Consider the following 15,063-nt stretch of genomic DNA (forward strand, 5'->3'; position numbering starts at 1 on the left):
TCCTTAGCTACTCGCACTGCTGTAATTTTTAACTGCCAGCCGCCAACCTATTATACCGATAGCTGAAACTATTATTGTCACTAACAGGTCATAAAGTATAAATGTAACATTTAGTCTGCCCATTAATATTCTACTTGGGAAATTAACAATTACTATCATTGGAATTAAAAACATCAGGACATGACGAATAATACCGCTGAATATTACATCAGGCTTTTCAGCAAATTTGATACCTTGGTAAAATAAATTATTAAGCATATTTGTTTTAATAACTTTAAATGAAATCAACTGAACCAAAAGCTGAATCATAGTGAAAATAATAACACCATTAATAGCTAAAACAATATATATAAGTACGGTTCCAATATTTACACTACTCTTATTTGCAACAACACCCATTATGGTTAAAATAATTCCTAAAAAAACATTTATAATTGAAGCAAAATTCATGTTACGGAAAATAACAAAAAACAGTGAATCCACAGGCTTAACCAAAATGAGATCCAAAGAACCGTTACCCACATATTCAGAGATACGTTCAACATTTAAAGCAGTACTAAAATCCCACAATCCGTGAACTGCATGATATGTACCTAAGAAAATAAGGATTTCATTAAAGGTCCATCCTCCTATATTATTAGTCCATTGATATATAACACCAAACAGTGCTAAATTTGCAACCAGATAAAAAATATATCCGATAACTACTACAATAAAATTGACCCGATATTGTAGTTCTCGACTCAACGAATAACTAAAAAATGCAAAATATAATTTTATGTACTTAATTAAGCTTTTCATTATCAACCTCCGGTTGCAGAAAATTCTTTTACACCCTTGTGCCAAACAAATTTACACAATACCAAACATATTAAAAGCCAGATGGTTTCGACTGTAAGTCCTTTTGCTATTGCAGCGTTATCCATATTACCCGCAAGTAATTGTGTGGGGAAATAAACCATATAATAAAATGGAGTATATGACAATAATGTATGAATCCAAGCAGGTAAAATATTTAGCGGAAATGCAGATCCATTTAATATGGAATATATAAAGGGTATAAAATGAAAAATTGATGCAAATTCAGTAAACCAAAAGGACAACATTGCAATAGTTGTTTGAATAAAATAAAAAATAATTAATGCTAAAATCAGAGAAAAAACAAAATACAATATATTCTGTGAAAATTCAGGTAACTGTATAAAATTCCGAAAGAATAATGCCATTGGAATAAGATTTATTATAATGCAAATAATAACCACTAGCTTTTTGGAAAACACATATACAAGTTTGAAAAAAATAAAATCTACAGGTTGAACTAAATAACGCTGCAAAAATCCATCTCTGATGTCAGATATTACAGTCCATTCAATTCCCTCAGTTTTCACTAATTCATTTACAATCATTGCTATAATGTAATACGTAATCATTGCACTTAGTGAATAACCTACAATGGTAGTACTTCCTGAATTTTTATAAACTACGCTCCAAAGTAAAATTTGGATGCCTAATGGAAAGTACCATAATAAAATTTGGGTAAAAAAGTTAAAACGATATTCTGTAGCATCAGATAACCCCATTTTTAATATGGCACTATATTTTTTAATAAAATCCATTTTCTGCTCCTAATAAAATAATACTATTCGTCCTGTTTTTCTACCTAAAATCAACCTACTTCGCTCAATTTCTTTTCAACATACTCTGCCAAATTTCTGGTGGTTCGTATAAGCTCTGTGTTTAGGTCATCATCATCAACCTGAATATTAAACAGTTCTTCGATTTTTACAAGGATACTGATGGCATCAATTGAATTAATTCCAATGCTCTGAACAATATCCACATCATCGCGAAGCATCTCATCACTAATATCACGATTTACAGTCTCCTTTATAGCTTTGTTTATTGTTTCATAAATTTGAGATATATCCATATGTATACTCTTTCCTTTCTTAGATTTAGAATATATATTAATAGAGTTCTCTATTAAATACTTAATTTGATAATACATGTAGCTAAATGTTACTTAAAATTGTTATAAAAACTTTTCAATCAGCGTGCAGAAGATTTCACAATTACACACATAATAGGCCTCTGTCCAAAGAATCTGCCTAAGTCCGATTTGTTCAGCACGGTATTTATTTAAATTCTTAATTACGTTTTCAAGGTGCTCAGGGTTTTGGCTAACGTAATTTTTAAGAATCTCTATTTTTTGTTCAAATGATTTAGTAATATTGATAGAATAATTAATATAAACCGGAAAATTCACTTCATAACATGCTATGTATTGAGTACTAATGGCTGTATTAGTTAAAATAGCTTTTAAAGAATGTGCCAGAAAGATACTCGTTGCCCGATGGTCATTATGCATATCAATAAACCAAGGTGTAAAAATAATATCCGGGTTATATTTTTCAATTAATTCACAAAGTTTGTTTACGCAATCATTTTCAAATGAAGAAAGCATAGAATCCTCGAAGCAAAAAAATTCCTGAATTATATTGTCAAACGAGTTCCAAGCATTTAGGGCTTCTATTTTACGTTTTTTCTCCTTATCCATAGTGAGATATATAATTACAACCTGACATTGCTTTTTTAAATATTCAAGTATTGTTCCTCCGCAACCCAATACCTCATCATCACAGTGGGGAGATAATACGAGGATGCGTTTTGCAGGAATAACCCTTCCAAATAACATACTGTTAAAAGAATTATTTTTTATTATTTCTAAAATGCCTTGATTTTGATTTCTTGTCATATCCCTTTACTCCATAAATAAGCCGGAAGAATTTATTTATTAACTTTTCTCTGTTAAATAATCACAAAACTTATGAACATCTTTTATCTCATTAAGTAATAGCCTTGGTAGCGATTTAATGATAGGGTCCTGATGTTTCTGATAAAAGAGGTCGTATGCTATCAATAAAGCTTCTTTATAATTCTGTCTTAAATGAGTTATATGATAGTTTGAAGCTTTATCTAAGTATAAAATTTTAACTCCCTTTTTTTGAAGTCTGTATCCCATTTCTACATCTTCGCATCCCCACAGTCTGCCAAAGGATTCATCGAAACCGCCAACACTTTCAAAAACTTCCTTTTTCCCTGAAAGATTAGCACCTGTACACCCTATAAAGTCTAGCTTATGCAGGTTTTCATGTTGTATTGCTCTTGTTAATATAGTAAAAATATATTTTTCAAATGAGGATGTCCGTTTCTGTTTATCAATTTTTTCGAGTGTTCTGATATCTTCTGGGGAAATCAAGTAATTTGTTAATCCGGAAGTATCAGTATTAAGTGTTAAATTATCTGATTTTAAAATAGTTCCCAAAGACGGATCACTAAAAAATTTCAAGTACGGCAGTTCATATATTTTTCCATGACCTATAGAATTATTAAACTGCTGATGTAATTCATAATGGCCACTGATAAAAGCATTTGACAAAATAACATCATCATCAAAGAAAACCACAATAGACGCATCTGCTGCATTCAAACCAGTATTTCTTGCATGTGAGCGTCCGGAATTATTTTGATATATATAGTTTATATTCAATTTAGTAATATAATCATTTACGACATTTGATGTATCATCCGTTGAACCGTCATCAACAATAATTACTTTAAATTGTTCTGTAGGCATTATTTGATTACATAACGATTCAAGTACCAGCCTTAATCGTGTAGATTTATTATATGTAGGAATAATTAAATCTATTAAATATTTTCCCATTTTATATAAAAACTGTAAAAGTTGATTTAGTAATCATCCAGAAATTAGAAAACATGTTGATGTGTTATTTTATTTATGTATCCTTAAAAAAATTTATGATATTTTCTCAATAATATCCAGTGACACACTAACCAGCCTTATCTCTCCCATAAAATTTAATTCAATCGTTGCTAAGCGTTTATGCCTGTTTACTTTTTTAATAATGCATTCTTTTCCTTTGAGAGGCCCTTCTTCTATATAAATTTTACTACCTTCTTTAATAGCAATTGATGACTCAATACAATGTTTGTCATCACATAAGCTAAGTAATAACTGTTTTTCATTTTCCCTCAAGGCGATTTCAGTATCCGAGTATCTTAAAAGGTGGTTTATATTATCTATAAAAGAAATAATTTCGCTTATTTCTTTTATAAATTCAGATTGTGACAATTCGGACTCAATGAAGATATATCCCGGAAATAACGGTTTTACTTCATATTTTATAACGCCCTGTTTCTTAAATACAGTTTTTAAGAGGGGTATAAATGGAATAAACAAATCATTATCCAGTACTTTATTTAATAGTTTTTTAACTTTTTCCTCCATACCTGTCCGGATAGATAACACATACCAGTACAATAATTTCACGTCCTCATAATTTAACTTTGCTGTTTGCACAGCTTCGCCCTTTCACTTATTAAAAAATAAGCTACGCTAATTGTAAATATGTTCCTTATCATTAGCTAACGTGACCCACCATCGATTAGCAATGTTACTAAGTATTTCCTCAATTATACCCCAGTCATTACATTTAAGTCAATATTTTACATATATATGACAACATAGAATTCATATTTTCAACCACAATTTGTCAGTATATTACACCTTTTTACTTTAAAATCTGTTCCTTATGGAAGCCTAGTACCACTTTCCCACAATCTTTTGTATTTATATATTCGTGAGCAACGTTCCTATCTTTTATGGCATCATAAACCTCTTTAATCCTTTGTGTCTCACCTTTTTTTGCTACCATTATTACATCATCGGTTTCTACGATAATTATATCCTCGAGGCCAAGAGCTACCACAAGCCTGTCATTAGAAATGAGCATAGAATTCTTGCAGTCAATAATTTTACAATCACCTATTTGTATGTTACCTTCTTCATTTTTTTCAAGATATTCATAAATTGAATCCCATGAGCCTATATCATTCCAATAAATATCAAGTAAAACAGTAATAGTCCTTGTAGATTTTTCGGTAATAGCATAGTCAATTGATATACTTTCTAAGTTTTCGAACTTTTCATTAAATTGTGAATATGATTTTGTTGTAATAAAGTTATATAATTCTGGACAATGTTCTCTTAGTTCACTAACAAATGTATCCAGAGTAAATATGTACATACCCGAATTCCAGTAGTAGCAACCTTCCTCCAGATATAATTCCGCAGTCCTTATATCCGGTTTTTCCACAAATTTCTCACAATAAAACCCTTTTTTATATTTTCCCCCTATTTTTATATAACCATAGCCGGTTTCAGGCCTGGTGGGAGATACACCTATTGTAACAAGTTTTCCATCCCCGGCGTACTCCAAACAGAGTTTTACCTTTTCAGCAAATATGTCCTCAGGCTCTATTATATGATCAGAAGGGGCAACAACTATCTCTTCATACTTATTTACAGAAAGAAACTCAATACAGTATTTTAAGGCTAATGTAACTGCCGGAGCAGTGTTTTTGGCACATGGCTCTGCTATTATATGTACGTTTAACGCCTCTATTTTTCTCAGTTCTTCTCTAACATCATTTAAATACTTATTTCCTGCTAAAATTAAAATATCACTAGGCTTTACTAATTGCAGATATCTCTTAACGGTTTGAGCCAATAAAGATAAGCCTGAATTTACACTCATAAACTGTTTTGGTTTGTTAGCCCGCGAAACAGGAAACAGCCTTGTCCCCCCTCCCCCTGCTAAAATAATGATTTTCATATTACTTTATATACCTCCGCCTATTTAACACTATGAATGATTTTATTCCATATACTTTTTATTGCCGACTAAGATTCAAACAAATTTCATATAATATATCCTTTTCCTTATCCAAGATATATGTAAATTTCTGTATATAATAGATTTTATCATTTTCAGATAGTTTAATATTTATATATAATGAATTAATCGTTTTTTTCAATTCAGATATTAAGTCCATTATTTCATTGGATAGAGTAAATATTCTTATATTCTGTTCCGTTAATCTGAATATATATTTGAGTCTATCGTGTATAAAAGTAATATGATCCAAAACAGTATTGGTAGATGCTAGAAAGTTATCATCCACTAAATCATCTGATATATACCCCGATGCCAAAAAGCTTTTTGTATCATCGTCAAATCCATAAATAAGGTAATTACGTTCAAAATTAAAATTCTTATAGCCTAGCTTTGATGGTATAAAAAACTCATTCCATATACCACTAACATAAATGTTATTATTAATACATTTTTTTATAAAATTTACTAAGTTTTGATCATCACAAAACTCACTTGGAAACATAGCATAAAATTATTATACAGATAATCTTTGTTAGGCAAATTAGCCTCCATTATACCCGATGGAAAGGCATAATGCTGATAGCATCGTATATATGGTTTATTAAAACTAAGTATCTTTTTAATTTTACATCTTCCTTTCAACTGAAATAAACCTACTCAAAATACATAATATTTCAGTTAATAGAAATATAATACAATATACATTATCAATTTTCAATATATTTGTATTTATGTAATTACTTAATAAAAATCCTCCATTGGGACATTAGCCCCAGTCGGAGGATTAGTTATTGTTTAGTGATAAAAGCTTTCACTTTTGGGATGTAACAGCAACGTTATCTGAAATTGCCTCAAGTAAATCTTGAGCTGTCTTTTTTTCTTTTTCAAACATATTTTGCAAGTTCTCTATACTTCTGTTGATTAAACTTTTATCGTTAACTTTATTATATTTAATTATTACATTTCTCATTTTTAAAGCATTAATTTTTAACTCTGTGTATGTAGATGCAAAGTCATATTCTCTTTTAAGATATTTTTTGGCAACAAGGAAATGTATGCGATCCACCATTGTTTTCTTATGCTCATAAAGTAAATGCGGCTGCCTTATATCACATACTTTTTTATCAATTTCAATAGCCCAACGATAACAATTCATTAACTCATTGTACACTTCAATACCATAAGTAAAATTTTCCTTGGGATTTCCTATTGCCCGTAATCGATGGGATGAATCTTGTGAAAACACATAATCATACAGAAGATTTTTTACATTTTCAATGTCGAAGGTAAATGATGGATTATATGAGCCATTATCCTTAGGTTTAAATAATATCAAATCGTTTTGCTTATTAATAGAATTTAAATAAGCATTCTTGAAATCAGAGAAATCTACAGATGACGTAGCATAATCGCTCCTATCATTATATCCTGTTACGTTAAAAATTTTTTTATTTAAGTCAAAACCATATATCATTATATCATGTCGGAAATGATTATTTTTATATGCTGTTCTTTCGGGTATAAAAAATTCATCTATATATGTTGTTACATAATATCCATTTTCAATACTATTTTTGATAAATTCAATAATATCTATATTACTTTTAAATATAAATTCCAAATCTAAAATCTTATAATCTAATATAGGAATAAAAACACTATTCCCACATATAACATAAGTAAAAAAGTTCACTTCTTTAGTTTGACAGCGATATTCCAATTGTATGTAATTACTGAAAAACCATGAATTAAAGTCTTCGTGATGCATTGCTGAAGTAAGCGGATAGGCATGATGCAGGTAACAAACTATCGGTGGTTGATTAATTTTTAATTGCATTTTTACTTTTTTATATGATACATTTGATATCATAAATTCCTTTCTATAAAATTTCCGCAACAAATAACATTCTTTGCCTTTTTTTTAATATTAAATGTATTATATATCAAACATTTTACCCTGTAAATTCCTTTGTTGGTACTTTTTATGAGTATAAATTTATATATATATAAATTAACAAAAACTAATCCTCCAATTTGAGCTTTTAACTCGGTTGGAGGATTAGTCTATGTTTAGTTGCTTTTTATTTAGTTTGTCTTGACCGGACAAAAGAGCTGTCGTCACATTTTTATTCTAGTGTAAAAGAAGCCAAACTTGCACTGCCCGACCCTGCATATGAGAAATATAACGCCTGTATACCGTCCGGTATAACGATATCTGCGGAATACTCCTTCCATATGTTTGAAAATACTACAGGTATCTTTCCAAGAACAGTTCCGTTCCATGATGTTTTTAGCTCAAATTCGCCTTGACAGTATCCGCGAACCTTGATCTTGACTTTCTTGATACCCTTGCAGTCAAAATATTTGAATCCGGCTGTAGCGGATTCCTTCATATTAGCAATATAGCCTATTTCCTCATCCCCATCTCTTCCGTCCTGGGTGATCTTTGGAAACTGATGATCCATCCATGCCCCGGTCCAATCCGTATAAACGGATTCCTCCTTGCAGAACAGATTGCAAGCCAGATATGCCGGGTATTCCCCGCATCCGGCAAGGGGCCCTCCATTTGGGCCGCAAGAAGTCATCTCCACCTGAGGAATGGAGCCATCTTCTAAGAATATAATAGGCTCAATACAGCCCTGACGGCTGAAATTAGTTCCATTGGTATGTCTATGATAAAAAATATACCATTTGTCATTGATTTCACAGATACTTCCATGATTGTTGGCACCATAAAACATAGGTTTTTCTGCCGGCTTGTAAGTATCAATATGAAGATCGCAGTTGCTCACAATCACTCCGCCGTAAACAAAGCCCTTCGTCGGGTATTTGCTGGTAGCGTAACACAATTCATGAAAAACAATCGAGGAATAAATGAAATAATAGGTATCTCCCCTCTTGCGAATGGAAGGGGCTTCAAAGAACTCATGTCCTTCATACCCGCTGCCTTCACTGTAAGGCTCACTTGGCGCTATAAATACCGGGCTTTCTAGAATCGTAAGCATATCCGCCCCAAGCACTGTTGCCATAGGGCCCTTCCTTGATTTGTCACCTTTTGCACAAAAGCCAGTATACAGATAGGTTTTATCTCCTTCTGTCAATACACCCGGGTCGAATTGTGGTTCATCCCCATCTTTTTCACCAAGGCGTGTTCCATCGGAATAATGTACATATCCATAAAATTCATATTTGCCCGCCGGAGTATCACATACTGCTACCGAAACAACAGGAACCTTGTCAAGTACATAGTACAGATAATAGCGTCCATCGGGACCTACAGTAACGTCAGGTGCATAGAGACACATACTGCCGTCGGGATTCAGCGGATCATCAGTCTTTTTATAAATCACACCTTCGTACTGCCAATCAGACAAATCCTCCACAGGTGCCGACCAGCATACATAGTCATTCAAACAGTATACATAACCGTTAAAACGATCATGAGAGCCGTAAACATATACTCTGCCATTATAAACATGTGGTTCGGCATCAGGAATATATTCCCATGAAGGAAGATATGGATTGAAACCTTGCTTTTTTACCATCATTATCTACACTTCCTTTGCTATGATTTTTAACACTCATAAACTTTGCCTTTCGTATAACATCATATAGCCAGTGCTACTATGGTTGATAATTTCAAATAGTTGTAAAAAATACTCAGAAGCTAGTATTAATAGACCGCGTGCTTTAGCTACACAGCTATATCAACAAAATTGTAAAATATTGAACCGGTTAAAGCAATGATATATACTAAGATAAAATTGATTTATTCTAAGATCGGAGAAAGATAATGGCTCATATATACTACGTGGAGTACGATGCCACTCACTCTGAAAGTTTTGCTTTTGATATGCCTGGAGGGCATGATTGTTGGCTGCTGGTGCTTACACAGACTCCAGCACAATTCTGGGTAAATGGAGAAATGACAGAATACCCTGCAAACAGTGCTGTTTTATACCCTCCACATCATAAAATACTTTACCGGGCCTGCTCGGACAAATATGTTAACGATTGGGTTCGCTTTGATTCCGCAGAACCATACCTTATTGATACTGCAATCCCTCTGGGTATTCCATTCCCTTTGTCTGATCCGGGATATTGCCACAAGCTGTTTCAGTTACTTGTGGCAGAGAATACGTTGAGCAACAGCTATAGAGAACTTACTATTGACTATTTGCTTAAAGTATTGTTTATCAAACTCCACGAAGCCTCCAAGTATACTAAAAACTCCAGTCAATTTCAATCAATATTGGAATTGCGCAGAATTATTCATAACAATCCGGGGTATCCTTGGACTGTTCCCGCCATGGCAGATAGCCTGCATTTAAGTGCAGGTTATCTGCAAGCACTGTACAAAGAAACGTTTGGGGTCTCCTGCATGAAAGACGTAATAAATTGCCGTATTCGTTTTGCAAAAGACCAGCTTATTCATAGCCCACACACGATTGCAGAGATATCTGTGCTTTGCGGATATAACAATGTAGAACATTTTGTCAGGCAGTTTCATCAAATCACCGGCTGTACACCCAGTGCCTTCCGCAACTCAATAAAAACCTGACGCTATGTTTCTTCAACTATTTTATACTTTCATAGAACGTAATTGTAACACCGCCTGCTCCGCCACCAGGATCTGAGCTCAAATATAACTTTTGGTTCAGGTATGAGTATTTACTGTCTGCCCGAACTTCGAATGTAGGTACTAGAGATCCAAATTGACCTCCATTTCGAACAATAATGATTTCTCCGTCATCAGTTTGCCAAAGATATCTTGCGTCAATTGTCATAGGATTCGATAGGTTCTGATAATCTGCACCTGCCGGTAGAATCTTAGCAGTTAAATTTCCGGTAACCGTTCCGCCCGTTATGGGAATAATGTTTCTGTTCCCTCTCTTGCTTGCTCCTACCGATTGACTCCCTCCAAGACTGACTGCCTCTGTTATAAATTTACTGCCGTTTCTCTCAGAAGATGCCTTTCTAAAGTCCCATGGTTGGTTCGGTACATCGCTGGGTTCAGTTACTATTAATGAATTTGTGGAATCCTGTGTAAAATTTATGCCGGATACATCATAAACACTTATCTTCATTGTTCCGGCAACTGAGTCTATAATACGTCTGCCTACATATTTACCGGAGTTAAGCCAATTATATGAGCTTGAGTTTGGAGCCTCAAAATCCCACACCATCCTCACGTCATTCTCATTTACGGCGGTACCGGCACTTCTTAGATAAATATAATTCCCGTCATTGACCTTTATCATCAATAATTGTTCTATTTCCATTGCACCATTTGAAAGAGTCAACTGAAAGTCAATTCCGCCCGACAATACAGAACCTTGTATTTTCGAACCGGTTATACTGCCGCTTTGAACTACAAAAACTTTTCTCTGCCCATATTGGGTTTTTCCCAGATCATAACTGTTCTGCAGTTTCATGGTAGTTTCAAAAACAAGCACCCCTTTTTCAGGCTTGGGGATTCCAGCAGCCATTCCACAAGTCCATGATTCATGGGGAATAAGTATCTTATCGCTGCCATCAGCAGGTAGTGTAGTAATTAAGCCCAAAAGATATTTTTTAAGTACAGCGTAGTCAAGTGCATCAAGGGTACCGTCACCAGTAACATCAGCAGCTGTAATATTTGGCAAAGTACTTGCTTTAGCTAAGAGATAAGCTTTCATTAATGCCAGATCTACCGAATCAACTGCATCATCCATATTAACATCGCCATATTTAAAATTATTAGCAGTCGCTGTTGCAGCGGGTTCTACCATTTGCGCCGCAGCCACTGTTCCCGTTGTCATTGCCCCAACAACTATATTGCTAACCACAATAGTTAACAATAATACCTTTTTAAACATATTAATCCCCCTCTACTTACTAATTTGTATTAAAATATTATCCTATTATTGGTAAATAGTAAATACTTTTGGAAATTGAATATATTCAGATAAAAAAGTAGTGAGAATTTAATTTTTAGAAATTTTTACATTATTCGTTATGCTCATATAAAACGATACTCTCAATATAGTTCGTAAATCTTCTGAGGTTCTTCTCCTGATCCGCGTTTATCTCGCCGTCTTCATACATGCTGTGTATTTCAGAACGCACTGAATCCATTACTTCAAACCGCAATTCTTCCTTTTGGTTTTCGAGACTTTCATTATAACTTTCTCCGGTATATTTTAATCTCTGCAACATTTTTTCATAATCCAGAAGAACGGCATAAACGTACTCCGGCTGTTCCTGTGTTTTGGCGTATTCCTCTAAGCCCGTAACGGCTACACTTATAGCGTTAATTTGGATGTCCCTTACGAAATGTAAATTATCCAAATCGGCACCTCCGGAAATGTGCTTTTTCACACCTAAGCGACGGAAATCACGTATGGCTCGTTTTAAGAAAACTATGGTTCCGAAACGGAAATTATTATCCAGGGTTTCTTCCCGAAGATTCAGAAATTTGGTTATGGTATCGAAAACCGTTATATCTATTTCATCATTGGTCAAAAGATTGTTGATATACTTTCTTTGCAGGTTTAAGGCCAGTAAGCGTGCCTCATTTGTTTTCCTGTTATAATATTCTGCCTGCTGTTCATCAGATTGCTGTCCCGAAAGATTTCTCTGAAAACTGACGGTGTATTCGTTTATCAATTCTGAGGCCACCAACTCATTTTCCGCATTTGTTTCTGATTTGATTTTTTTAATTGCCGTCAGCAGAAGTCTATTCTTGGCCCAGGTCAGATCCTCACACTCCCCCTCAACTCCTGCAAGTGCATCCTTTTTACAGAGCAAAGGCAAAAATATCGTTGCAAGAATTAATAACAAAAGAACTACTCCTGCGGCAATAAAAAGAAGCAGCGAACGTGATGGGAATACTTCTGCGTTTCCTAAAAAAGCAGGCACGGTAAGGATTCCAGCCATGGTTACCGCACCGCGGACCCCCACGAGGGTTGTAATCATGGCTTCTCTTACTTTCGGCTTTTCAACACCGCTTTTTTTCCTGAAATAATAACTATAAGCACTGCTCAAAAAGGACCAGACAAATCGAATTGCGAGAATTACAAGTCCGATAACTGCAACATAGCCAAAAGCCAGCCAGTTCCCTATATCAGGGTCTGAAATAGTATCAAACATTGCTGCCGGAATATTCATCCCTAATAATAAGAACACAAATCCGTTTAAGACAAACAAAACGATTGACCATGTGTTTTCTGTGAGCAACTGTTCTTCAGCAATGTATGTTTCTGTCTGTTCCTTGACAATGGAGTGAATAATTCCGGCAGTTACAACTGCAATAACTCCCGAAGCGTGCAGGATATCCTCAGCAACTATATAAACTCCAAAGGGAGTCAGAATCTGCAGCAACGAATGGAACACCTTATCATTTATACCGTTTTTACGCAATCTGAAGCGTACAAAGGTTATAAGCAAACCGAGTAATATGCCGGCGACAGCTCCAATCAGGAATGTATAGGAAAAGTCCCAAAGCGCCTCTCGTAGAGAAAAATAACCTGTAACAGCGGCTGCTATAGCATATTTAAAGGCTACAAGTCCGGAAGCATCATTGATTAGTGATTCACCTCTAACAAGAACCATCACCTTTTCGGGTATTCTTATCCTTTTGGCAATACCATTGACAGCTACAGGGTCTGTGGGCGAAAGAACCGCTGCCAAGGCCAAGGCAACAGCTATTGGAATACCGGGTATAAGCAGGTTAATTACATAACCGCCAAGTATTGTGGTTAGTATAACAAGAATGAAAGCATTGCCAAAAATCTGAGACCTCATCCCCCATAATTCCGTGCGTGAAAAATGCCGCCCGTCATTATACAATAGTGGTGCAACAAACAATAACAAAAACCATTCTGCTCCAATTTCAAAAGTAAAATCTCCAATCACAAACGCTATGATTATCCCAAACAAAATTTGGGTCAAGGCTGTAGGGACGAACGGAATATAATGACTGACAATATCAGATATAAGTAGTCCAAGCATTAATAATAAAATAATTGTTAATAAGTCCAAGATTAATGTCCTCCGCGTAAAACCCAATTTATATGACTAGAAATAATTTTACCTTTATTTTCACACGTGCTGCAACACTTATATCTTTTGGGTTTTATTCCCAAGAAGCAGCGGTGGCAATATGTTTAAATATAATCCTCATCATCCTCTGTATGTATTATAGCCAAGTCAACCAGCGCTCTAAAATACTTTTTACGATTTCTTATTACAGTGAAATTAAAAAACGCTCATTTAAGATACATTCAATCTTAAATGAGCGTTTTTTAGCTAAACAACCCTGTTCAGCCTGAATTTTTTTACTGCTTACTTTCTGCTAATTTCTTCAAAAGCCGCTCTGACTTTAGCAAATTCCGGAATTGATGGTATTGCACCTTTTTTCTCGGTACTCATTGCAGCAGCTATATTTGCCATTAGCACAATTTCTGAAAGTCTTTCTTCTGAAATCCCATCAAAATTTGCACCGTTATTTAAAAATCCTAATATAAGGGTTCCCCAAAAAGTATCTCCTGCACCTGTTGTATCCACGACGTTAGCCGGATACTCCGGGAAAGAACCCATGTACTTATTTGTAGCATAAACACAGCCCTGAGGGCCCATTGTTATTGCTATAAAGTCTAGATCATATTTCAGGAGTTCTTTCAAACAATCCTCAGGCAATGTTTTTCCTGTAACCATTTGTGCTTCCTCAAGAGACAGCTTTGCAATATTAGCATACTTTAGTCCTGATTTCATTGCTGATATTGCACTGTCAATATCCTCCCATAAAAGAGCTCTGTAATTTGGGTCAAAGGATATTATTTTTCCACATGACTTAGCATATTCAACAGCTTTTATTGTTGCGGTAAGTGAAGGCTCATGAGTCATTGATAACGTTCCAAAATGGAATACCTTACAATCCTTAATAAGTTCTAAATCAATTTCCTCTTCTGAAAGACATGTATCAGCACCATGATTTCTATAAAAACTGAAGCTTCTGTCCCCCTTATCATCTAAGGTAACAAACGCTAAGGTTGTATTATGATTTAGGTCTGAAACAAGATTTCGGCAATCTATTGAAAGCTCTAAAAGCTGTTTCCTTAAAAACTCTCCAAACACATCGTTTCCTACCTTGCCAATAAAAGCACACTTTACTCCAAATTTAGATAATACTGCCAATACATTGGCCGGAGCTCCTCCCGGATTCTGTTCAAAGCGTCTGACTGAATCATCGTTGGAACGAATCTGTGTAAAATCTATAAGAAGCTCCCCAAGAGCTACAACATCAATCATAATTCACCCA

Annotated in this window: 13 protein-coding genes; 1 reads left to right on the top strand and 12 read right to left on the bottom strand. The window is 34.5% G+C overall.

Features of this window, described 5'->3' with window-relative positions:
- Positions 1-3: 3 nt before the first annotated feature.
- From L323_RS34475 to L323_RS34515, 9 genes are all read right to left on the bottom strand, one after another.
- On the bottom strand, positions 4-801 hold the full coding sequence (locus L323_RS34475; protein ID WP_020816230.1) for an ABC transporter permease: 798 nt from the start codon (positions 799-801) through the stop codon (positions 4-6).
- A 2-nt stretch (positions 802-803) separates the two neighbouring features.
- Positions 804-1,616: an ABC transporter permease gene (locus tag L323_RS34480; protein WP_020816231.1), complete on the bottom strand. Its 813-nt coding sequence runs from the start codon at positions 1,614-1,616 to the stop codon at positions 804-806.
- A gap of 50 nt (positions 1,617-1,666) precedes the next feature.
- Positions 1,667-1,930 carry an acyl carrier protein gene (locus L323_RS34485; RefSeq protein WP_020816232.1) on the bottom strand — a complete coding sequence of 88 codons (264 nt, stop codon included), beginning with the start codon at positions 1,928-1,930 and terminating at the stop codon, positions 1,667-1,669.
- 102 nt (positions 1,931-2,032) lie between these two features.
- Positions 2,033-2,755: a PIG-L deacetylase family protein gene (locus tag L323_RS34490; protein WP_020816233.1), complete on the bottom strand. Its 723-nt coding sequence runs from the start codon at positions 2,753-2,755 to the stop codon at positions 2,033-2,035.
- A gap of 39 nt (positions 2,756-2,794) precedes the next feature.
- Complete coding sequence (locus L323_RS34495; protein WP_020816234.1) at positions 2,795-3,727, bottom strand: glycosyltransferase; 933 nt, start codon at positions 3,725-3,727, stop codon at positions 2,795-2,797.
- A 93-nt stretch (positions 3,728-3,820) separates the two neighbouring features.
- Entirely contained in the window at positions 3,821-4,345 is a 525-nt protein-coding gene (gene loaP / locus L323_RS34500) for an antiterminator LoaP (protein WP_020816235.1), read from the bottom strand.
- A 250-nt stretch (positions 4,346-4,595) separates the two neighbouring features.
- Positions 4,596-5,699 (bottom strand): mannose-1-phosphate guanylyltransferase, encoded by a 1,104-nt coding sequence (locus tag L323_RS0120905; protein WP_051153530.1) that lies wholly within the window; start codon positions 5,697-5,699, stop codon positions 4,596-4,598.
- 874 nt (positions 5,700-6,573) lie between these two features.
- Positions 6,574-7,632: a hypothetical protein gene (locus L323_RS34510; RefSeq protein WP_020816237.1), complete on the bottom strand. Its 1,059-nt coding sequence runs from the start codon at positions 7,630-7,632 to the stop codon at positions 6,574-6,576.
- A 256-nt stretch (positions 7,633-7,888) separates the two neighbouring features.
- The gene (locus L323_RS34515; RefSeq protein WP_038275885.1) at positions 7,889-9,307 is read right to left on the bottom strand and encodes a family 43 glycosylhydrolase; all 1,419 of its coding nucleotides are present in this window, start codon (positions 9,305-9,307) and stop codon (positions 7,889-7,891) included.
- Between the two features lie 248 nt (positions 9,308-9,555).
- Here L323_RS34515 and L323_RS34520 point away from each other — a divergent pair, with 248 nt between their 5' ends.
- Positions 9,556-10,323 (top strand): helix-turn-helix transcriptional regulator, encoded by a 768-nt coding sequence (locus L323_RS34520; RefSeq protein WP_020816239.1) that lies wholly within the window; start codon positions 9,556-9,558, stop codon positions 10,321-10,323.
- Between the two features lie 16 nt (positions 10,324-10,339).
- On the opposite strand, the gene L323_RS34525 is transcribed toward L323_RS34520, so the two are convergent.
- The 3 genes from L323_RS34525 to L323_RS34535 all read right to left on the bottom strand — a co-directional run bounded on the left by L323_RS34525 (position 10,340) and on the right by L323_RS34535 (position 15,053).
- Complete coding sequence (locus L323_RS34525; protein ID WP_020816240.1) at positions 10,340-11,620, bottom strand: DUF3237 family protein; 1,281 nt, start codon at positions 11,618-11,620, stop codon at positions 10,340-10,342.
- 130 nt (positions 11,621-11,750) lie between these two features.
- Positions 11,751-13,784, bottom strand: coding sequence for a Na+/H+ antiporter (locus L323_RS34530; RefSeq protein WP_020816241.1), 2,034 nt, complete (start codon positions 13,782-13,784; stop codon positions 11,751-11,753).
- Positions 13,785-14,087: 303 nt separating this feature from the next.
- Positions 14,088-15,053, bottom strand: coding sequence for a carbohydrate kinase family protein (locus L323_RS34535; RefSeq protein WP_020816242.1), 966 nt, complete (start codon positions 15,051-15,053; stop codon positions 14,088-14,090).
- Positions 15,054-15,063 lie beyond the last annotated feature (10 nt).

Origin of the sequence: Ruminiclostridium papyrosolvens C7 (genome assembly GCF_000421965.1) — a bacterium.
In the GTDB taxonomy this organism is placed as follows: Bacteria; Bacillota; Clostridia; order Acetivibrionales; family DSM-1351; genus Ruminiclostridium; species Ruminiclostridium papyrosolvens_A.

Coding starts and splice junctions, on each gene's coding strand:
- L323_RS34515 (WP_038275885.1), bottom strand. CDS start 9,307: ATGGTAAAAAAGCAAGGTTTCAATCCATATCTTCCTTCATGGGAATAT.
- L323_RS34490 (WP_020816233.1), bottom strand. CDS start 2,755: ATGACAAGAAATCAAAATCAAGGCATTTTAGAAATAATAAAAAATAAT.
- L323_RS34535 (WP_020816242.1), bottom strand. CDS start 15,053: ATGATTGATGTTGTAGCTCTTGGGGAGCTTCTTATAGATTTTACACAG.
- L323_RS34495 (WP_020816234.1), bottom strand. CDS start 3,727: ATGGGAAAATATTTAATAGATTTAATTATTCCTACATATAATAAATCT.
- L323_RS34485 (WP_020816232.1), bottom strand. CDS start 1,930: ATGGATATATCTCAAATTTATGAAACAATAAACAAAGCTATAAAGGAG.
- L323_RS34475 (WP_020816230.1), bottom strand. CDS start 801: ATGAAAAGCTTAATTAAGTACATAAAATTATATTTTGCATTTTTTAGT.
- L323_RS34480 (WP_020816231.1), bottom strand. CDS start 1,616: ATGGATTTTATTAAAAAATATAGTGCCATATTAAAAATGGGGTTATCT.
- L323_RS34520 (WP_020816239.1), top strand. CDS start 9,556: ATGGCTCATATATACTACGTGGAGTACGATGCCACTCACTCTGAAAGT.
- L323_RS34510 (WP_020816237.1), bottom strand. CDS start 7,632: ATGATATCAAATGTATCATATAAAAAAGTAAAAATGCAATTAAAAATT.
- L323_RS34525 (WP_020816240.1), bottom strand. CDS start 11,620: ATGTTTAAAAAGGTATTATTGTTAACTATTGTGGTTAGCAATATAGTT.
- L323_RS0120905 (WP_051153530.1), bottom strand. CDS start 5,699: ATGAAAATCATTATTTTAGCAGGGGGAGGGGGGACAAGGCTGTTTCCT.